The sequence below is a fragment of the Lysobacter enzymogenes genome, from assembly GCF_017168095.1.
GTDB lineage: Bacteria > Pseudomonadota > Gammaproteobacteria > Xanthomonadales > Xanthomonadaceae > Lysobacter > Lysobacter enzymogenes_D.
In genome coordinates this window covers 1-17,500 of sequence record NZ_LXSD01000299.1, presented here as the reverse complement: position 1 = coordinate 17,500, position 17,500 = coordinate 1, and the positions used below count along the sequence as shown (strand labels likewise).

General features: G+C 70.4%; 13 protein-coding genes and 2 pseudogenes. 8 read left to right on the top strand and 7 right to left on the bottom strand.

Going from position 1 to position 17,500, the window contains the following annotated elements:
- Nucleotides 1-756 precede the first annotated feature (756 nt).
- Nucleotides 757-2,016 (bottom strand): tyrosine--tRNA ligase, encoded by a 1,260-nt coding sequence (gene tyrS / locus A7A76_RS09945; RefSeq protein ID WP_206411062.1) that lies wholly within the window; start codon nt 2,014-2,016, stop codon nt 757-759.
- A 148-nt stretch (nt 2,017-2,164) separates the two neighbouring features.
- Here tyrS and A7A76_RS09940 point away from each other — a divergent pair, with 148 nt between their 5' ends.
- Nucleotides 2,165-3,658: a M23 family metallopeptidase gene (locus A7A76_RS09940; protein ID WP_206411061.1), complete on the top strand. Its 1,494-nt coding sequence runs from the start codon at nt 2,165-2,167 to the stop codon at nt 3,656-3,658.
- A 167-nt stretch (nt 3,659-3,825) separates the two neighbouring features.
- Nucleotides 3,826-4,977: an anhydro-N-acetylmuramic acid kinase gene (locus A7A76_RS09935; protein WP_206411060.1), complete on the top strand. Its 1,152-nt coding sequence runs from the start codon at nt 3,826-3,828 to the stop codon at nt 4,975-4,977.
- A gap of 185 nt (nt 4,978-5,162) precedes the next feature.
- Here A7A76_RS09935 and A7A76_RS09930 read toward each other — a convergent pair whose 3' ends face one another.
- The 3 genes from A7A76_RS09930 to A7A76_RS09920 all read right to left on the bottom strand — a co-directional run bounded on the left by A7A76_RS09930 (nt 5,163) and on the right by A7A76_RS09920 (nt 7,786).
- Nucleotides 5,163-5,498, bottom strand: a complete 336-nt coding sequence (locus A7A76_RS09930) for a hypothetical protein (RefSeq protein ID WP_206411059.1) — start codon at nt 5,496-5,498, stop codon at nt 5,163-5,165.
- Between the two features lie 112 nt (nt 5,499-5,610).
- Nucleotides 5,611-7,023 (bottom strand): AmpG family muropeptide MFS transporter, encoded by a 1,413-nt coding sequence (locus A7A76_RS09925; protein WP_206411058.1) that lies wholly within the window; start codon nt 7,021-7,023, stop codon nt 5,611-5,613.
- Nucleotides 7,013-7,786: an exodeoxyribonuclease III gene (locus A7A76_RS09920; protein WP_206411057.1), complete on the bottom strand. Its 774-nt coding sequence runs from the start codon at nt 7,784-7,786 to the stop codon at nt 7,013-7,015. The genes A7A76_RS09925 and A7A76_RS09920 overlap by 11 nt, the downstream gene beginning before the upstream one ends.
- Before the next feature lie 66 nt (nt 7,787-7,852).
- Between A7A76_RS09920 and A7A76_RS09915 the strand changes: the two genes are divergently transcribed.
- The 3 genes from A7A76_RS09915 to A7A76_RS09905 all read left to right on the top strand — a co-directional run bounded on the left by A7A76_RS09915 (nt 7,853) and on the right by A7A76_RS09905 (nt 9,862).
- Nucleotides 7,853-8,422 carry a GNAT family N-acetyltransferase gene (locus tag A7A76_RS09915; RefSeq protein WP_206411056.1) on the top strand — a complete coding sequence of 190 codons (570 nt, stop codon included), beginning with the start codon at nt 7,853-7,855 and terminating at the stop codon, nt 8,420-8,422.
- Complete coding sequence (gene pyrE / locus A7A76_RS09910) at nt 8,419-9,075, top strand: orotate phosphoribosyltransferase (RefSeq protein ID WP_206411055.1); 657 nt, start codon at nt 8,419-8,421, stop codon at nt 9,073-9,075. Before A7A76_RS09915 ends, pyrE begins: the two co-directional genes overlap by 4 nt.
- Nucleotides 9,076-9,214: 139 nt before the next feature.
- Complete coding sequence (locus tag A7A76_RS09905; RefSeq protein ID WP_206411054.1) at nt 9,215-9,862, top strand: hypothetical protein; 648 nt, start codon at nt 9,215-9,217, stop codon at nt 9,860-9,862.
- 134 nt (nt 9,863-9,996) lie between these two features.
- Here the strand turns inward: A7A76_RS09905 and A7A76_RS09900 are convergent, their stop codons facing one another.
- The 3 genes and pseudogenes from A7A76_RS09900 to coaBC form a co-directional block, all read right to left on the bottom strand.
- A complete protein-coding gene (locus A7A76_RS09900; protein ID WP_241200847.1) occupies nt 9,997-12,327 on the bottom strand; it encodes a phosphomannomutase/phosphoglucomutase in 2,331 nt (776 codons plus the stop codon).
- 198 nt (nt 12,328-12,525) lie between these two features.
- A complete protein-coding gene (gene dut / locus A7A76_RS09895) occupies nt 12,526-12,984 on the bottom strand; it encodes a dUTP diphosphatase (protein ID WP_206411053.1) in 459 nt (152 codons plus the stop codon).
- Between the two features lie 64 nt (nt 12,985-13,048).
- Nucleotides 13,049-14,280: pseudogene (coaBC, locus tag A7A76_RS09890) on the bottom strand (bifunctional phosphopantothenoylcysteine decarboxylase/phosphopantothenate--cysteine ligase CoaBC).
- Nucleotides 14,281-14,444: 164 nt separating this feature from the next.
- On the opposite strand from coaBC, the gene radC reads away from it, so the two are divergent.
- The 3 genes and pseudogenes from radC to A7A76_RS09875 form a co-directional block, all read left to right on the top strand.
- Nucleotides 14,445-15,119 carry a RadC family protein gene (radC, locus tag A7A76_RS09885; RefSeq protein ID WP_206411052.1) on the top strand — a complete coding sequence of 225 codons (675 nt, stop codon included), beginning with the start codon at nt 14,445-14,447 and terminating at the stop codon, nt 15,117-15,119.
- A gap of 217 nt (nt 15,120-15,336) precedes the next feature.
- A complete protein-coding gene (gene argS / locus A7A76_RS09880) occupies nt 15,337-17,025 on the top strand; it encodes an arginine--tRNA ligase (protein WP_206411051.1) in 1,689 nt (562 codons plus the stop codon).
- Nucleotides 17,026-17,500, top strand: a pseudogene (locus A7A76_RS09875) (SPOR domain-containing protein); the annotation flags it as partial.

The window sequence follows — 17,500 nt, the reverse complement described above, 5'->3', positions numbered from 1 at the left end:
GACTTCGCTCCAGGCCAATTACTCAAATAGCATTTGCATGCTGTTTCAAATCTTTGGACTGTGTTACGAGAGTCTGCAAGATGGACAACCATCCACTCGCCAGACGCCCGCACAAGTCACCTGCGCACACTGTCAAAGATCCTGGGAACCGGCCTCAGCGCCTGATTCCGTCCTCGCCACCGAAGTGCCCGAGGGAGCCGCACACTATACAGCAGTTTTCGTGAACGTCAACACCTGTTCGCGAACTTTCTGCTGCTTCCCGTTTCGTCCGAACTCTTCGTTTTCCGAAGCGTCCGTCTCACCGGGCCGCGCATCTTACAGCATCGTTTCGTTTCGTCAACCACCCGTCGAAACCGCCTGCCGTACCGCGCTCCGTCCGACCTCACCATCCGTCGTCCGGGCCGCGCATCTTACAGCTTCGTTTCAGTTCGTCAACACTCACCGAAACCGCTGTTTTCCGCGCTCCCCGCAAGCCATCAACCGCTTGCCGGGCCGCGCATCTTACAGCCTGTTTTCGATTCGTCAACACGTTTCGAAGACCGCTTGATTGCGCGTCCCGCAGACCGAACAAAGCGTCGTTGGGAGCCGCACATTATGCGCAGATGAATGGGGCTTGGGAAGGGGGTCTGCGGGGTTTGGAGCGGATTTTTTCGAGACGCGGTTCAGGGGGCTGAAACGGCAAAGTCTCGGGGTGGACTTGCGGCCCTCACCCCAACCCCTCTCCCGCGGGCGGGAGAGGGGCTTTGAGCGGAGAGTTCAGGCGGAAATCAGGCGGACGCGGGCGAAGGTGCGCTTGCCCACGGTCAGTACGCCTTCGAAGCCGGGGGCGAACGTCAGTTGGGCGTCCTCCACTACCTGCCCGTCGACCTTGACCGCGCGCTCCTTGAGCTTGCGATTGGCCTCCGAGTTGCTCGGCGTCAGCCCGGCCGCGGTCAGCAGGGCGGCGATGCGCAGGCCCTCGGCCGGCACCGTTACCTCGGTCAGCGGCAACGAGGACAGGTCGCCCTCGCCGCGCACCGCCGCATTCCAGCCCTCCACCGCGGTTTCCGCCGCGGCCGCGCCGTGGAACCGCGCCGCCAGCTCGCGCGCCAGGCGCAGCTTGAGGTCGCGCGGGTTGAGCTGGCCGGCTTCGATCTCCTGCTTCAGCCGCGCGGCCTCGGCGATGGAGATCTCGAAGCTGAGCAGATCGATCCACCGCCACATCAGCGTGTCGTCGATCTTCATCGCCTTGGTGACGATATCGATCGCCGGCTCGTTGATGCCGATGTAGTTGCCCAGCGACTTGGACATCTTGGCCACGCCGTCCAGGCCTTCCAGCAGCGGCATGGTCAGCACGATCTGCGGCGGCTGGCCGTGGTGCTCCTGCAGGCCGCGGCCCATCAGCAGGTTGAACTTCTGGTCGGTGCCGCCGAGTTCGACGTCGCACTCGAGCGCGACCGAGTCGTAGCCCTGCACCAGCGGATACAGGAATTCGTGGATCGCGATCGGCTGCTGGCCGGCGTAGCGCTTGGCGAAGTCGTCGCGCTCGAGCATGCGCGCGACCGTGTGCTGGGCCGCGAGCCGGATCATGTCCGCCGCGCCCATCCGGCCGAACCATTCGGAATTGAAGCGGACCTCGGTGCGCGACTTGTCGAGCACCTTGAACACCTGCTCGGCGTAGGTCTCGGCGTTGGCCAGCACGTCTTCGCGGGTCAATGCCTTGCGGGTCGCGTTCTTGCCGCTGGGGTCGCCGATCATCCCGGTGAAGTCGCCGATCAGGAAGATCACCTGATGCCCCAGGTCCTGGAACTGGCGCATCTTGTTGAGCAGCACGGTGTGGCCCAGGTGCAGGTCGGGCGCGGTCGGGTCGAAACCGGCCTTGATCCGCAGCGGGCGACCGAGCTTCAGGCGGGCTTCGAGCTCTTCGAGCTTGATGATTTCGTCGGCGCCGCGGGCGATCAGATCCAGGGCGTCTTGTACGGAGGTGGACACAGGCGGACTCGCAGGACGGTCGCGAGCGGTTTTTGCGAACCGCATCACGAATTCAGGTTAATAGGGGGTTAAACGAAACTGTACCAGTTGGTGGCGAAAAACCCTATTCAGGACAAGGGTTTGACGCGTACTGCTCGCGTGTCTATGGTAACGCCGCTACGTGGCCTTCACACCTCGTCCGAGGACTCCTTCCATGACAGTACCCGAGCAGGCTTCCAGTGTGGGCGCCGAACGACGCGAACGCCTGAAAGCCCTGCGGGAAAAGGCACTGAAACGGAAGGTGCTGGCGCGCCATCTGTCCGACGGCTTCAACGGCCGCTGGAGCGGGCGCCAGTGGGTCCAGGCCGGCCTGTTCGCGACTCTGGGCATGATGGTCGCCGCGGTCATTCCCGGTTTCAGCCAGTCCACCGCCTCGGTGCGCGCGCACGAGCCGCGCCAGTCGCTGGCGCTGGCGCTGCCGCCGCTGACCCTGGCCCGGCTCAAGGGCGAGACCGGCGACAGCTGGCAGCTGGTGCGGGTCAACCGCGGCCAGACCCTGGGCTCGGTGTTCAAGGACATGGACATTCCCAAGTCCACCATGAGCCAGATCCTCGAGCAGCCCGGCGCGCGCGAAGCGCTGATGCGGATGAAGCCGGGCGCCGAGCTGGGCTTCGACATCCCGGTCAACGGCTCGCTGCGCACGTTCCGCTACGACCAGGACGAGAGCCACCGGGTCGAGCTGAGCATCGCCGGCGACAAGGTCACCGACAAGAAGGTCATCGCCCGCCCGAGCCAGGTCCGCACCGTGGTGCTCAGCGGCAAGGTCGGCAAGTCGCTGTTCCGTTCGGCGCGCAAGGTCGGGCTGACGCCGGCCAACATCAACACGCTGACCGACGAGATCTTCAAGTACGACATCGACTTCAACGAGGACGTCGGCGGCGACGACCGCTTCAGCGTGGTGGTCGAGCAGACCTGGCGCGAGGGCGAGCTGATCAGCACCGGCCCGATCCTGGCGGCGACCTTCACCAGCGACGGCAAGCTGCACACCGGCTTCCGCTTCGACCGCGGCGGCAAGCCCGAGTACTTCACCGGCGACGGCCGTCCGCTGAAGAAGAGCTTCATCCGCATGCCGATTCCGTATGCGCGCCTGACCTCCGGGTTCGGCAGCCGCCGCCATCCGGTGCTGGGCAGCATCCGCATGCACGCCGGCGTCGATTACGCGGCCGGCACCGGCACCCCGATCATGGCCGCCGGCGATGCGCGCGTGCAGTTCGTCGGCTGGAAGGGCGGCTACGGCCGCGCGGTGATCCTCGACCACGGCCGCGGCTACACCACGCTGTACGGGCACATGTCGAACTTCAGCAAGATCAAGCCGGGCCAGCGCATTCCGCAGGGCACGGTGATCGGCTACGTCGGCGCATCGGGCCTGGCGACCGGTCCGCACCTGCATTACGAATTCCGGGTCAACGGCGTGCACCGCAACCCGCTGTCGATCACCATGCCGCCGCCGGAGCCGCTCAGCGGCGTGGCGCTGGCGCAGTTCCGCCAGCAGACCGCGGTGGCGCTGGGGCGGATCCGCCAGGTCGAGAACATCATCTACGCCGATGCCGGCCCGGCGCCGGGCGCGGCGCCGGCGGTCGCGGCGGCGGCGACTGCCAAGACGGTCGCGGTGGCCAAGAGCAAGAAGAAAAAGACCTCGCGCGGCTGAGCGGCGCGATCGTCTCGGCGACCTGGTCGCGACAACAGGGCCCTGCGGGGCCCTTTGTTTTTTGGGCGAATGCCGGGATGCTGCGCGGCAGTGCGTTCGCCGCGTAATCGACGGCGACGCGAACCTGTGCACACGACCGGCGCCGCGCGCGCCGACAGGATCGAATCATGAGCGACGCTCCCGCCCCTTGCGCAGGCTTGTTCCTGGGGCTCATCTCCGGCACCAGCGCCGACGGCATCGACGCCGCGCTGGTGCGTTTCGAGGCCGGCGCCGCGCCGACCCGCTGCGAGCTGGTGCTCGGCCGCACCTACGCCTGGGACGCGGCGCTGCGCGAGCGGCTGGTCGCGCTCGGCCAGGGCGGCGATGCGCGCTCGCTGGAGGAATTGGGCACGCTCGATATCCAGACCGCCGAGGCCTTCGCCGAGGCCGCGCGCGCCCTGCTCGACGAGGCCGGCGTCGCCGCCGCCGAGGTCGCGGCGATCGGCTCGCACGGCCAGACCGTGCGCCATCGCCCGGGCGGCGCGGGGTTCGACGGCCGCCATCCCTTCACCTGGCAGATCGGCGACGGCGCGGTGATCGCCGAGCGCAGCGGCATCGCCACGGTCGCCGATTTCCGCCGCCGCGATGTCGCCGCCGGCGGCCACGGGGCGCCGCTGATGCCGGCCTTCCACGCCGCGCTGCTGGGCTCGGCCGAGGAAGACCGCGCCGCGCTCAATCTTGGCGGGATCGCCAATTTCACCCTGCTGCCGGCGCGCGGCGAGGTGCGCGGTTTCGACACCGGCCCGGCCAACTGCCTGATGGACGCCTGGGCGCTGCGCCACCTGGGCCAGGCCTTCGACGCCGACGGCGCGTTCGCCGCGCAGGGCCGGGTCGATGCGGCGCTGCTGGCGCGCCTGCTGGACGAGCCGTGGTTCGCGCTGGCGCCGCCCAAGAGCACCGGGCGCGAGCAGTTCCACCTGGACTGGGTCGACGCGCGCCTGGGCGGCGGCGAGCGGCCGCAGGACGTGCAGGCGACCTTGCTGGAACTCAGCGCGGTCACCATCGCCCAGGCGCTGCGCGCGCAGCAGCCGGCGACCCGGCGGGTGCTGGCCTGCGGCGGCGGAGTGCGCAACGGCGCGCTGCTGGCGCGGCTGGCGGCGCTGCTGCCGCAGGCGACGGTGGAGTCGACCGCGGCCTACGGCCTGGATCCGGATTTCGTCGAGGCGATGGGCTTCGCCTGGCTGGCGCGGCAGACCTTGGCCGGGTTGCCGGGGAACCTGCCCAGCGTGACCGGCGCGCGCGGGTTGCGGGTGCTGGGGACGGTGCATCCGGCGGCCTGAGTGAACCGGCCGAAAGCCCCTGTAGGAGCGGCGCGAGCCGCGACGCGGGCAGTCCGCGGCCGAGGATTTGCGAGGGCGCGACGGAGGTACTGGACGAACCGGGCTCCAGAAGGTGGCGCCGTGGTTCGGATTGGCGCGGTCGCGGCTTGCGCCGCTCCTGCAGGGAGCTGGCGACCGGCCGGGCGTCAGCCTTCGCGGTTCGGGCGGAATTCTTCCAGCAGTTCCAGGCCGCTGAGGTCGGGGCCGGCCGAACGCGGGGCCGGGGCCTCCTTGGGCTCGGCGCGGCCGATCATGGCGAAGCCGGGGTCGCTGGGAATGCCTTCCAGCGCCGCGATCGCCTCCTGCAGGGCGCGATTGTCCTGAGCCTCGAACCGGCCGGCCATTTCGGCCTCGACCGAGAACAGGCCGGTCTCGATCAGGTGCAGGGCGGTGCGCTGCAGGCTCCAGCCGCGCAGCTCCGCCACCCGGCGCAGCCGGTCGGAGAGTACGGGGTCCAGGTTGTGCAGGATGATGTCGGTCACTGCGTGCGACGTTGCCACCCAAGCCTGCGCAGCGCAACACAAAATTGGCGAAACCGCGTTCAGCAACACGGCTTGACGGGCACGTTTTCAGCGCGCCCGTTCAGTAACGAAGTCAGGTTCTCGACGGGTCCACAGCTGCCGGCCGGCGCAGCGCCAAGGCGATGCACAGCACCACCGCCGGCAGGCCGACCAGGGCGGTGCCGACGAAGAACAGCGCATAGCCTTCCAGCAGGGTGCGGCCGGCCGCCAGCTCGGTCACCGCGACGCCGGACAGGCCCTTGAGCAGCTTGCCGAGCAGCGCGTAGAACGAACTCAACAGGGCGTACTGGGTGGCGGTGTAGCCGATGTTGGTCAGGCTCGACATGTAGCCGACCAGGGCCACGCCGGCGTAGCCGTTGCAGAAGTTGTCGATGACCATCGCCGCGGTGAACACGGTCGGGTCGCTGCCGTGCAGGGCCAGGTAGGCGAAGGCGAGGTTGGAGGCCGGGCCGAGCACGGCGCCGGCGATCAGGGTCGGGATGAAGCCGAAGCGCACCGCGGTCAGGCCGGCCGCGGCGACGCCGGCGATGGTCGCGACCAGGCCGAACGAGCCGCGCACCGCGCCGACGGTTTCCTTGTCCATCTTCAGGTCGGCGTAGAACGGGTTGGCCATCGGCCCGAGCAGGAAATCCGGCAGCCGGTACAGGCTGATCGCCAGCAGGATCAGCAGGGCCATGCGCCCGTGCTGGCGGAAGAACGCGACGAACGGGCCGATCACCGCGTCGAACAGGCCGCGCGCGGTGAACAGCGCCGGGTGCGGCGCGGCCTGGGCGATCGCGCTGGCGCGCGGCTCGCGCGCGCGCAGCGTGGCGACCACGCCGACGCCGAGCAGCAGCGCCATGAGTTCGTAGGACAGCTGCCAGCCCGCGTGCGCGGCCAGGATCAGGATCAGCGAGTCGGTGACGAGCAGCGCGCCGCGATAGCCCAAGGTGGAGGTCGAGGTCAGCAGCCCCTGCTGCTCGCCGTTGTCGGCGCTTTCGATGCGCCAGGCGTCGATGACGATGTCCTGGGTCGCCGAAGCGAACGCCACCACCAGCGCCAGCGCGCCGAACACGGTCAGCTGATCGAGCGCGACGCCGCCGAGCAGCAACTGGCCCTGGCGCGGTTCGACCAGGGCCATGCCGACCAGCGCCGCGGCGGCGACGAACTGCGACAGCAGCATCCAGCCGCGGCGGCGGCCGAGCCAGCGGCCCAGCAGCGGCGCGTCGATCTTGTCGACCAGCGGCGCCCAGACGAATTTCAGCGAGTACGCCAGGCCGACCCAGGACAGGAAGCCGATCATGCTCAGCTCGATGCCGTTCTCGCGCATCCAGTAGCCGAGCGTGTTGCCGACCAGGTAGATCGGGATGCCCGAACTGAAGCCGAGCAGCAGCATGGTCAGCACCTTGGGCTGGCCCAGGTTGCTCAACACCAGCCGCCAGCCCTTCTTGACCGGGCGGGCCGGCGCGGCGGCCGGCTCGTCGGAGGCGCCGGCCTCAGAGGTCATAGTCGACCGTGAACGGCGCGTGGTCGGAGAAGCGCGGGTCTTTCAGGATCGAGCAGCCGCGCAACTTGGCGCGCAGGCTCGGGGTGGCGAACTGGTAGTCGATGCGCCAGCCCACGTCGTTGGCGCGCGCGGCGCCGCGGTTGCTCCACCAGGTGTAGTCCTGGCCTTCGGCGTTGAGCGCGCGGTAGGCGTCGACCCAGCCGCTGTCGTCGGCGCACACGCCGTTGAGCCAGTCGCGCTCGGGCGGCAGGCAGCCGGAGTTCTTCTGGTTGCTGGTCCAGTTCTTGATGTCCAGGCGGCTGCGCACGATGTTCCAGTCGCCGCACAGGACGTAGTCGCGGCCGCTGGCCAGCCACTCGTCGAGAATGGGTTTCAGCCACTGCATGACTTCGAACTTGAAGCCCTGGCGCAGGTCGCCGGACGAGCCGGAGGGGATGTAGAACGAGACCACGCTGAGGTTGCCGAAGCGCGCCTCGATGTAGCGGCCCTCGTCGTCGAACGGGGCCCAGCCCAGCGCGGTGCGGACCTCGTCGGGCTCGCGCCTGGCGTAGATCGCCACGCCGCTGTAGCCCTTCTTGGTGATCGCGTCGCGGAAGAACGCGCGGTAGCCGTCGGGCAGGAATTCCGGGCCGCTGAGCTGGTGCTCCTGGGCCTTGGTCTCCTGCACGCACAGCACGTCGGCGTTCTGGGTCTTGAACCAGTCGAAAAAGCCTTTGGTCGTGGCCGAACGCAGGCCGTTGGCGTTGAAACTGATGATGCGCATGCGCGTTCCGGGGCAGGAAGTGCGCACGATCATAGCAACCGGCCGGGCGCGGGTATCATGCCGCGCATGACCCTGGACACCGATATCGCCGCCGCCGCGGGCGAGCGGCCCGCGCCGCCCGAGGTGCGCGTCGGCGTGGTCTCGCCGATGCTGGCCCCGGCCGTGCGCATGCTGCAGGTCGCGCCGGAACAGTTGCAGTTCGTCGGCGACACCGCCTACAACCTGGAGCAGACCCGCCTGGACCCCAACAGCGAAGCCATGGCGGTGCTGGCCGGCGAACGTGTGGTCGGCTTCTACCGCCTGGATTTCAGCGTCGACGCCATCGCCGGCCGGGCCCTGGGCGAGCCCAGCGTGGGCCTGCGCGCGTATGCGATCGACCGTCGCGAGCAAGGCCGCGGCTACGGCACCGCGGCCATGCGCGCCTGCATCGACGACCTGCGCCGGCGCTACCCGCAGCGGCGCCTGCTGGCGCTGACGGTCAACGTGCGCAACCGGGCGGCCATCGCCGCCTACCTCAAGGCCGGCTTCCACGACACCGGCGAGCTGTACCACGGCGGCTCGGCCGGGCCGCAGCACCTGATGCTGTACCGCCTGGCCGCCGCGCCCTCCCCTTCCCCCACTGCGACCGCGCCATGACCGACCACCGCACCCGCTTCCTGCAACTGGCCCTGACGGCCGACGCCCTGCGCTTCGGCGAATTCACCCTCAAGTCCGGGCGGGTCAGTCCGTATTTCTTCAATGCCGGGCGCTTCGACTCCGGCGCCGCGCTGGCCGAACTGGCCGGGTGCTACGCCGATGCGATCCAGGCCCACGGCCTGGACTTCGACCTGCTGTTCGGCCCGGCCTACAAGGGCATCCCGCTGGCCACCGCGCTGGGCTGCGAGTACGCGCGCCGCGGCCGCGACCTGCCGCTGGCGTTCAACCGCAAGGAAGCCAAGGGCCACGGCGAAGGCGGGATGCTGATCGGCGCGCCGCTGGCCGGGCGGCGGGCGCTGATCGTCGACGACGTGATCACCGCCGGCACCGCGATCCGCGAAGCGCTCGGGCTGATCGCCGAGGCCGGCGGCACGGTCGCCGGCATCGTCATCGCCCTGGACCGGCAGGAAGCCGTGGACCCTGCACAATCCCGACGCTCGGCGGCAGAAACTGTCGCAATCGAACACGGCCTGCCGGTCGTGGCGATCGCCGGCCTCGACGATCTGCTCGCCTTCACCGGCGCCAGCGCCGAGTTCGCGGCCCAGCGCGAGCGCCTGCTGGCCTACCGCGCCGCTTACGGCCGCCAGGCCTGAGCCGCGCGCGCTCCGGCCCGGTCGCGGGCCGGACGCGCGGGCTTGAACTGAGAACTCGGTCACAGGTAATTTTTCCGCCGTGGCCCGACTCTTGCGTCACGCCTTGCCGACAGACAGCCCCCGAAGGCGGGAACGCGACATGAAAGCCATCCACACCCTGATCGCCGGCGCCGCGCTGCTGGCGCTGGCCGCGCCGCTCGCCTCCGCCCAGGACGCGTCGAAGAAGAAGCTGTATTGCTGGAACGAAGGCGGCCGCAAGGTCTGTGGCGACGCGCTGCCGGCGCACGCGGTCGACAGCGCCCGCACCGAGATCAGCGCCAAGAGCGGCATGGCCACGGCCCAGGTCGACCGCGCGCTGAGCGCGGAGGAACGCGCCGCCGCCGAGCAGGCCGCGCGCGCGGCGCGCAGCGCGGCGATGGCGGCCGAGGCGCAGAAGCGCCGCGACCGCGCCATGGCCGAGTCCTACGCCACCGAGGAAGACCTGCGCAAATCGTTCCAGGAGCGGATCGTGCTGCTGGACGAGACGGTCAAGGCCTCGCAGTTGGGCATCGAAGGCCGCCGCCAGACCGTGCTGAGCCTGCTGCGCAAGGCCGGCGAGGCCGAACTCAACGGCAAGCCGGTCGGCTCGGGCCTGGCCGAGAACATCCGCGGCCAGCACGACGAACTGCTGCACCAGCAGGACGTGCTCAAGCAGCAGGTGCTCGAACGCAGCCTCGCCGACCAGGACCTGGCCACCGCGCTGGAGCGCTACAACGCGCTCAAGGCCAAGAACGCCGCCGGCGGCTGAGCGCGGCGCAAGGGCCGGGACCGGCGCCGAGGCCGAGGCCGAGGCCGAGGCTCTCAAACCAAAAACGCCGCGGCTGCCCGCGGCGTTTTTCGTTGTCGCCCCAGGCCGCGCCGGCCGCAGCCGGCGCGCGCCGGTCAGAACGGCAGCGCCAGATCCGGCTTGATCGCGTGCAACTGGGCGCGGAACAGCCCCTGGATGCGCTCCATCGCCGCCTGGTTGTCGGCGTCGAAGCGCATCACCAGGATCGGCGTGGTGTTGGACGCGCGCACCAGGCCCCAGCCGTCGGGGAAGTCCACACGCAGGCCGTCGATGGTCGACAGGCGCGCGCCCTCGAACGAGGCCTCGTTGCGGAAGCGCTCGACGAAGCTGTGCGGGTCGCCGTCGGGCGCGTCGACCTTGATCTCCGGGGTGGCCACGCCGTTGGGCAGCTCGTTGAGGGTGCGGGTCGGCGTGTCGGCCTGCGCGGCCAGGATCTCGAGCAGGCGCGCGGCCGAGTAGATGCCGTCGTCGAAGCCGTACCAGCGCTCCTTGAAGAAGAAGTGGCCGCTCATCTCGCCGGCCAGCTCGGCGTCGGTCTCGCGCATCTTGGCCTTGATCAGCGAGTGGCCGGTCTTCCACATCAGCGGGCTGCCGCCGTGGCGCAGGATGTGGCCCGGCAGGCGGCCGGTGCACTTGACGTCGTAGATGATCATCGCGCCCGGGTTGCGTTCGAGCACGTCGGCGGCGAACAGCATCAGCAGGCGGTCGGGGAAGATGTTCTGGCCGTCGCGGGTGACCACGCCGAGGCGGTCGCCGTCGCCGTCGAAGGCGATGCCCAGGTCGGCGTCCAGGCGCTGCACCATCTTGATCAGGTCGACCAGGTTGTGCGGCTCGCTCGGATCCGGATGGTGATTGGGGAATTCGCCGTCGATCTCGCAGTACAGCGGGGTCACCTCGGCGCCGATCGCGGCCAGCACGCGCGGGCCGATGTCGCCGGCCACGCCGTTGCCGGCGTCGACCACGACCTTGAGCGGGCGGTCGATCTGAATGTCGGAGGCGATGCGCTGGACGTAGTCCTCGGAGATGTCGCGCTCGGCCAGCGTGCCCGGCTCGGCCGCGGTGTGCAGGCGGCCGCCGACGATGCGGCGGTAGAGATCGGTGATGGCGTCGCCCGACAGGGTTTCGCCGCCGACCACGATCTTGAAACCGTTGTAGTCCGGCGGGTTGTGGCTGCCGGTCAGCGACACGCAGGAACCGGCGCGCAGGTGATAGGCGCCGAAGTAGGTGACCGGGGTCGGCGCCATGCCGATGTCGACGACGTTGCGGCCGGCCTTGCGCAGGCCGGCGATCAGGCCTTCCATCAGGCTCGGGCCGGACAGGCGGCCGTCGCGGCCGACCACGATTTCGCTCAGGCCCTGGTCGTGCATGACCGAACCGATGGCATGGCCGATCAGCTCGGCGATGCCCGGATCCAGGCTCTGGCCGACCACGCCGCGGATGTCGTAGGCGCGGAAGATGCCGTTGTCCACGGCCAGCGGCCGCGGCGCGGCTTCAAGAGTGTTATCGCTCACGTTTATTGCATTCGCATCGGCAACAGGAGCGCTCATGGTCTCAGCCAGCGTCTGAACCGGACCTTCCTCCTCGACCGGACCGCTGCTGCGGCCCAGCCGCTGGCGCAGCCGCGCCAGCACGAAGGCCAGCAGCGCCAGCACCACCGCGGCGATGAAGCACGGCAGCGCGCCCAGGCCGAGCGGGCCGCCGGCGATGTCGGGCACCGCCGCGGCCACGCGCAGGTCGCTGCCGGGGATCGCCGCGGCCATCGCCTCGGCGCCGTTGTTGAGCGCGGCGTCGCCGCGTTCGATCGCGCTGAAGCCGCCCTGGCGCAGCGCCAGGTAGCTGCTGTCGCCGATGTCGGCCTGTTCCACGCCCTGGCTGACCCGCTGCAGCGGCAACTGCACGTAGGCCACGCCGACCAATTGATCGCCGGCGCGCGCCGGCGCGGCCAGCGCCAGCACCGGCTTGCCGCCGTCGCGCACGATCGCCGCCATCGGCTTGTCGGCGACGATCGCCGCTTCCATCGCGCCGAGCCGGCCGTAGCCGCTCTTGGGCAGGGCCGCGTATTCGGCGGCCAGATCGGCCGGCAGCACCTCGCCGTGGCTGGCGCCGGGCCAGTCCTTGCCGAGTTCGGCGCTGGCGGCCTTGAAGTCGCCGGCCTGCAGCGCGGCCTGCATCGGCGCGGCCGCCAGGCGGTCGCGCAGGCGCTTGTGCTCGACGCCGAGCGCGTTGTGGGCGTTGCTGACCGCCGCGTCGCGCACCTGGATCAGTTCGGCGCGGCGCGAGGCGTCCAGGTGCTGCTGCACCCCGGCCCAGGCCATCCACAGCGCCAGCACGCCGCACAGCGCCGCGATCGGCAGCAGCGCGGGCCTGAGTTGCGCCGCGGAGATCTGCGGCTTTTCCAGCTTCACATCGACCATAACCGGCAACATCCCCTCAAAGTGTCCTGTCCCGCGCGCCGGGCGCGGGCCCCCGCAGTCTGCCCGCTTCGTCCGGCCGCGTCCGTCGACTGCGCCTCGCCGCGCCGGATGCGCGGCGCGACCGCGGTCCGTCGCATCCGCCCGCGCGCTCCGCAAACTACAAGCACGATACGTGCCAGCGCGCCCTCCCCCGGGGCCGCGCGGCCGCGCTCAGCGTACGCCGGTGTGGCCGAAGCCGCCCTCGCCGCGTTCGCTGGCCTGGAACTGTTCGACCACCTGCAGGCTGGCGCGCACGATCGGCAACACCACCAGCTGCGCGACCCGGTCGCCCGGCTGGATCGTATAAGCCTCGCGGCCGCGGTTCCACACGCTGATCAGCAGCGGGCCCTGGTAATCGGCGTCGATCAGGCCGGTGCCGTTGCCGAGCACGATGCCGTGCTTGTGGCCCAGGCCGGAGCGCGGCAGCACCACCGCGCACATCGCCGGATCGCCGACGTGCACCGCCAGGCCCGACGGCAGCAACGCGGCGTCGCCGGGCTGCAGCGTCAGCGCCTGCTCCAGCGCCGCGCGCAGGTCCAGGCCGGCGCTGGCCGGGGTGGCGTAGGCCGGCAGCGGCCATTCGTTGCCGAAACGCGGGTCGAGGATCTTCAGTTCCAGGGTGTGGTGCATGCGCTCTTCCAAAACGAAAGGCCGGCGGCGCCAGGCGCCGCCGGCCGGGACGGCGCGCCGCGGCTCAGGCCGGCCAGCGCGCCAGGATCAGATCCAGCAACTGGTCGGCCAGCGCGGTCTTCGGCGCCGGCCCGAGCGCGCGTTCGCCGTCGAGCCAGTACACGTTCAGCGCGTTGTCGTCGCTCTCGAAGCCGCTGCCGGACACGCCGACGCGGTTGGCGGCGATCATGTCGACCTTCTTCTTCTCGAGCTTGCCGCGCGCGTAGAACTCCACGTCGTGGGTCTCGGCGGCGAAGCCGACCACCACGGTCGGGCGGCGTTCGTGCACGGCGACCTCGGCCAGGATGTCGGGCGTGCGCACCAGCGCCAGGGTCAGCTGCTCGTCCTTCTTCTTGATCTTGCCCGGGGCGATTTCGGCCGGCGCGTAGTCGGCGACCGCGGCCGCGCCGATGTAGACGTCGGCCGGCAGCTGGGCGATCACCGCCTCGCGCATCTGCCGGGCCGAGCGCACGTCCACGCGCTGGAGCAGGCCGGGCGGGGTCGGCAGCGAGACCGGGCCGGCCACCAGCACCACCTGGGCGCCGCGACGCGCGGCGGCTTCGGCGATGGCGAAGCCCATCTTGCCGCTGCTGCGGTTGCCGATGAAACGGACCGGGTCGATGTCTTCGAAGGTCGGGCCGGCGCTGACCACGATGCGGCGGCCGGACAGGTCGGCGGCGCTCATGCGCGCGGCTCCTGGGCCCGTTGCGCCAACGCCGAGACGATCTCGTGCGGTTCCAGCAGGCGGCCGGGGCCGGATTCGGGCTCGGCCATGCGGCCCTCGCCGGGGCCGAGGAAGCCCACGCCGCGGCCGCGCAGGGTGGCGACGTTGGCCTGGGTGGCCGGATGGCCCCACATGCGGTGGTTCATCGCCGGGGCGATCGTCACCGGCGCCTCGGAGGCCAGGCACAGGGTGCTGATGAGGTCGTCGGCGAAGCCGTGGGCGAGCTTGGCGATCATGTCGGCGGTGGCCGGCGCGATCAGGATCCGCTGCGCCCAGCGCGCCAGTTCGATGTGGCCCATCGCCAGCTCGGCGGCCTCGTCCCACAGCGAGGTCCGCACCGGCTGGCCGGACAGCGCCTGGAAGGTCGCCGGGCCGACGAAGCGGGTGGCGTTTTCGGTCATCGCCACGCGCACCTGGGCGCCGGCGTCCTGCAGTCGGCGCACCAGGTCGGCGGCCTTGTAAGCGGCGATGCCGCCGCAGACGCACAGCAGGATGCGTTGGGCGTGCAGCGGCAAAGAGGGGTCTTGCGCCATGTTCGGCGGGGCTCGCTGGGGGTCTTCGTCATGCATGCGGGGCAGCTCGTTCCGGCCGCCGCGGCGGCCCGGCGTTTTCCTACCTCCGCCCGGGCCGATAGCTTACCCGATGGGCCGCGACGCCCCGATCACGCGTTCGCGGCCGGCCTGGGCAGGATGCGTCCATGCGAATCCAAGAATGGCCCAGCGCGGAACGGCCGCGCGAAAAACTCCTCGCCCGCGGCGCCACCACGCTGTCGGACGCCGAATTGCTGGCGCTGATCCTCGGCTCGGGCGTGCGCGGCCACGACGCGGTCGGCACCGCGCGCCGCCTGCTGGCCGAACACGGCCCGCTGGCGAGCCTGCTCGAGCAACCGCCGGCCAAGCTGCTGCGCATGCGCGGCATCGGCCAGGCTCGCGCCTGCGCGCTCAAGGCCGCGCTGGAACTGGCCGCGCGCAGCCAGATGGCCGAACTCGAACGCGGCAGCGCCTTCACCGATCCGCCCTCGGCCGGGCGCTATCTGGCGCGGAAACTGCGCGGCCGCCCGCACGAGGTGTTCGCGGCGATGTTCCTCAACAGCCGCCACGGCGTGATCGCCTACGAGGAGCTGTTCCAGGGCAGCGTCGACGGCGCCGAGGTCCACCCGCGCGTGGTCGTGCGCCAGGCGCTGCAGCGCAACGCCGCGGCGGTGATCGTCGGCCACAACCACCCCAGCGGCAACGCCGAGCCCAGCCCGGCCGACCGCGCCGTGACCCAGCGGCTCAAGCAGGCGCTGGCGCTGATCGACGTGCGCCTGCTCGATCATTTCGTCATCGGCGACGGCAAGCCGGTGTCGATGGCGCAGCGGGGGTGGGTGTGAGAGGAGGGAATGGCGGGTAGGAGGCAGGAGATAGGAGATAGGAGATAGGAGATAGGAGATAGGAGATAGGAGATAGGAGGTAGTGGATGCGGGGGCGTCGTCGCCGTTCACTATCTACTAACTTCTAGCCGCTATCTCCTCGCTCTCCGGCCGCCCAGCGGGCGCGGAAGCGAGTAAAATGCGCGGTTCCGCAACGCCCCGCGAAAGCGCATCTCCCGTGAAAACCACCCTCCACGCTCTGGTCGCGCAGGCCATCGACGCGCTGCGCGCCGCCGGCACCGTGCCGGCCGACCTGTCCACGCCCGACTTCGTGATCGAACGTCCGAAGAACCGCGGCCAGGGCGATTTCTCGACCAACGCCGCGATGCTGCTGGCCAAGCCGGCGCGCGCCAATCCGCGCGAACTGGCGCAGAAGCTGGTCGACGCGCTGCCGGCCGACGCCGACATCGGCAAGGTCGAGATCGCCGGCCCGGGCTTCATCAACTTCCACATCGACGAGGCCGCCTGGCGTCGCCAGATCGGCGAGGTGTTCGCGCAGGGCGCGCGCTACGGCCGCAACGACAGCGGCGCCGGCCGCCGCGCCGGCGTCGAGTTCGTCTCGGCCAACCCGACCGGCCCGCTGCACGTCGGCCACGGCCGCGCCGGCGTGATCGGCGACTGCATCGCCCGCGTGCTCGACGCCAACGGCTGGGACGTGGCGCGCGAGTTCTACTACAACGACGCCGGCGTGCAGATCAACAACCTGGCGCTGTCGGTGCAGGCGCGCGCGCGCGGGCTCAAGCCCGGCGACGAAGGCTGGCCGGAAAGCGCCTACAACGGCGATTACATCGCCGACGTGGCGCGCGCCTACCTCGACCGCGCCACGGTCGAATTCGAAGGCCACCGCGTCGTCGGCAAGGGCGACATCGACGACCTCGACGCGATCCGCCAGTTCGCCGTGGCCAGCCTGCGCCGCGAGCAGAACGAAGACCTGGCCGCGTTCGGCGTCGGCTTCGACGTGTACTTCCTGGAAAGCTCGCTGTACGCAACCGACAAGGTCGAGGAGACCGTGCGCGAGCTGATCGCCCACGGCCACACCTACGAAGAAGGCGGCGCGCTGTGGCTGCGCTCGACCGACTTCGGCGACGACAAAGACCGGGTGATGCGCAAGTCCGACGGCACTTACACCTACTTCGTGCCGGACGTGGCCTATCACCTGAGCAAGTGGCAGCGCGGCTACCTGCGCGCGATCACCGAGCTGGGCTCCGACCACCACGGCTCGCTGGCACGCGTGCGCGCCGGCCTGCAGGCGCTGGATGCCGGCATCCCGCAGGGCTGGCCGGAGTACGTGCTGCACCAGATGGTCACGGTGATGCGCGGCGGCGAGGAAGTGAAGCTGTCCAAGCGCGCCGGCAGCTACCTGACCCTGCGCGACCTCATCGACGAGGCCGGCCGCGACGCGGTGCGCTGGTTCCTGATCGCGCGCAAGCCCGATTCGCAGCTGACCTTCGACATCGACCTGGCGCGCTCGCAGTCGATGGACAATCCGGTCTACTACGTGCAGGTCTCGCATGCGCGCATGCACGGCCTGATGCGCCAGCTGAGCGAACGCGGCCTGTCCTACGACCAGGCCGACGGCCTGGCCCAGCCGCTGGACCTGAACGACGTCGCCGCGCACGAGCTGATCGTGACGATCCTGCGCTACCCCGACGTGGTCGCCGCCGCCGGCCGCGACCTGGAGCCGCATCAGACCGCCGCGTATCTGCTGGAGTTGGCGCAGGCCTTCCAGACGTATTACAACGATCACCAGTTCCTGGTCGACGACGCCGCCCAGCGCCACGCGCGCCTGGTGCTGGCGATGGCGACCCGCCAGGTCCTGGCGAACGGTCTGGAACTGTTGGGGATCCATGCCCCGGAGGTGATGTAAGTGGCAGCACGACGCGGCAAATCGCAGGCCAAGCGCAACCACCAGAGCAACGACGGCCTGCCCGGCTGGGCCTGGGGCGTGCTCGGGCTGCTGCTCGGGGTCGTGCTGATCCTGGTGGTCCCCAAGTATTTCAAGACCGACGGCAAGGGCGACGGCTTCTTCCGCCCGCAGCCCAATCCCGACGCGCAGCCCGCCGCGGTCAGCGCCGACGAGGAATCGGTGGCGCCGGAAGGCAGCGCCAGGCCGGCCCGCAGCGAAACCGCCCAGGCCAAGGCCGGCAAGCCGGACAAGGGCGGCAAGCCCAAGGACGGCCCGGAATACGACTTCTACACCCTGCTGCCCGGCCGCGAAGTGGAAATGAGCGACGCCGAGCTGGCCGCGACCGAAGCCGCCGAGGAACAGCGCCGCGCCGCCCAGCAGCGCCGAGCCGGCCAGACCGCCGCGGCCAACCCGGACGCGGCCCAGCCGCGCGCCG

Coding starts and splice junctions, on each gene's coding strand:
- A7A76_RS09940 (WP_206411061.1), top strand. CDS start 2,165: ATGACAGTACCCGAGCAGGCTTCCAGTGTGGGCGCCGAACGACGCGAA.
- A7A76_RS09920 (WP_206411057.1), bottom strand. CDS start 7,786: ATGCGCATCATCAGTTTCAACGCCAACGGCCTGCGTTCGGCCACGACC.
- A7A76_RS09915 (WP_206411056.1), top strand. CDS start 7,853: ATGACCCTGGACACCGATATCGCCGCCGCCGCGGGCGAGCGGCCCGCG.
- radC (WP_206411052.1), top strand. CDS start 14,445: ATGCGAATCCAAGAATGGCCCAGCGCGGAACGGCCGCGCGAAAAACTC.
- A7A76_RS09905 (WP_206411054.1), top strand. CDS start 9,215: ATGAAAGCCATCCACACCCTGATCGCCGGCGCCGCGCTGCTGGCGCTG.
- A7A76_RS09925 (WP_206411058.1), bottom strand. CDS start 7,023: ATGACCTCTGAGGCCGGCGCCTCCGACGAGCCGGCCGCCGCGCCGGCC.
- tyrS (WP_206411062.1), bottom strand. CDS start 2,016: ATGCGGTTCGCAAAAACCGCTCGCGACCGTCCTGCGAGTCCGCCTGTG.
- A7A76_RS09935 (WP_206411060.1), top strand. CDS start 3,826: ATGAGCGACGCTCCCGCCCCTTGCGCAGGCTTGTTCCTGGGGCTCATC.
- dut (WP_206411053.1), bottom strand. CDS start 12,984: ATGCACCACACCCTGGAACTGAAGATCCTCGACCCGCGTTTCGGCAAC.
- A7A76_RS09900 (WP_241200847.1), bottom strand. CDS start 12,327: ATGTTGCCGGTTATGGTCGATGTGAAGCTGGAAAAGCCGCAGATCTCC.
- pyrE (WP_206411055.1), top strand. CDS start 8,419: ATGACCGACCACCGCACCCGCTTCCTGCAACTGGCCCTGACGGCCGAC.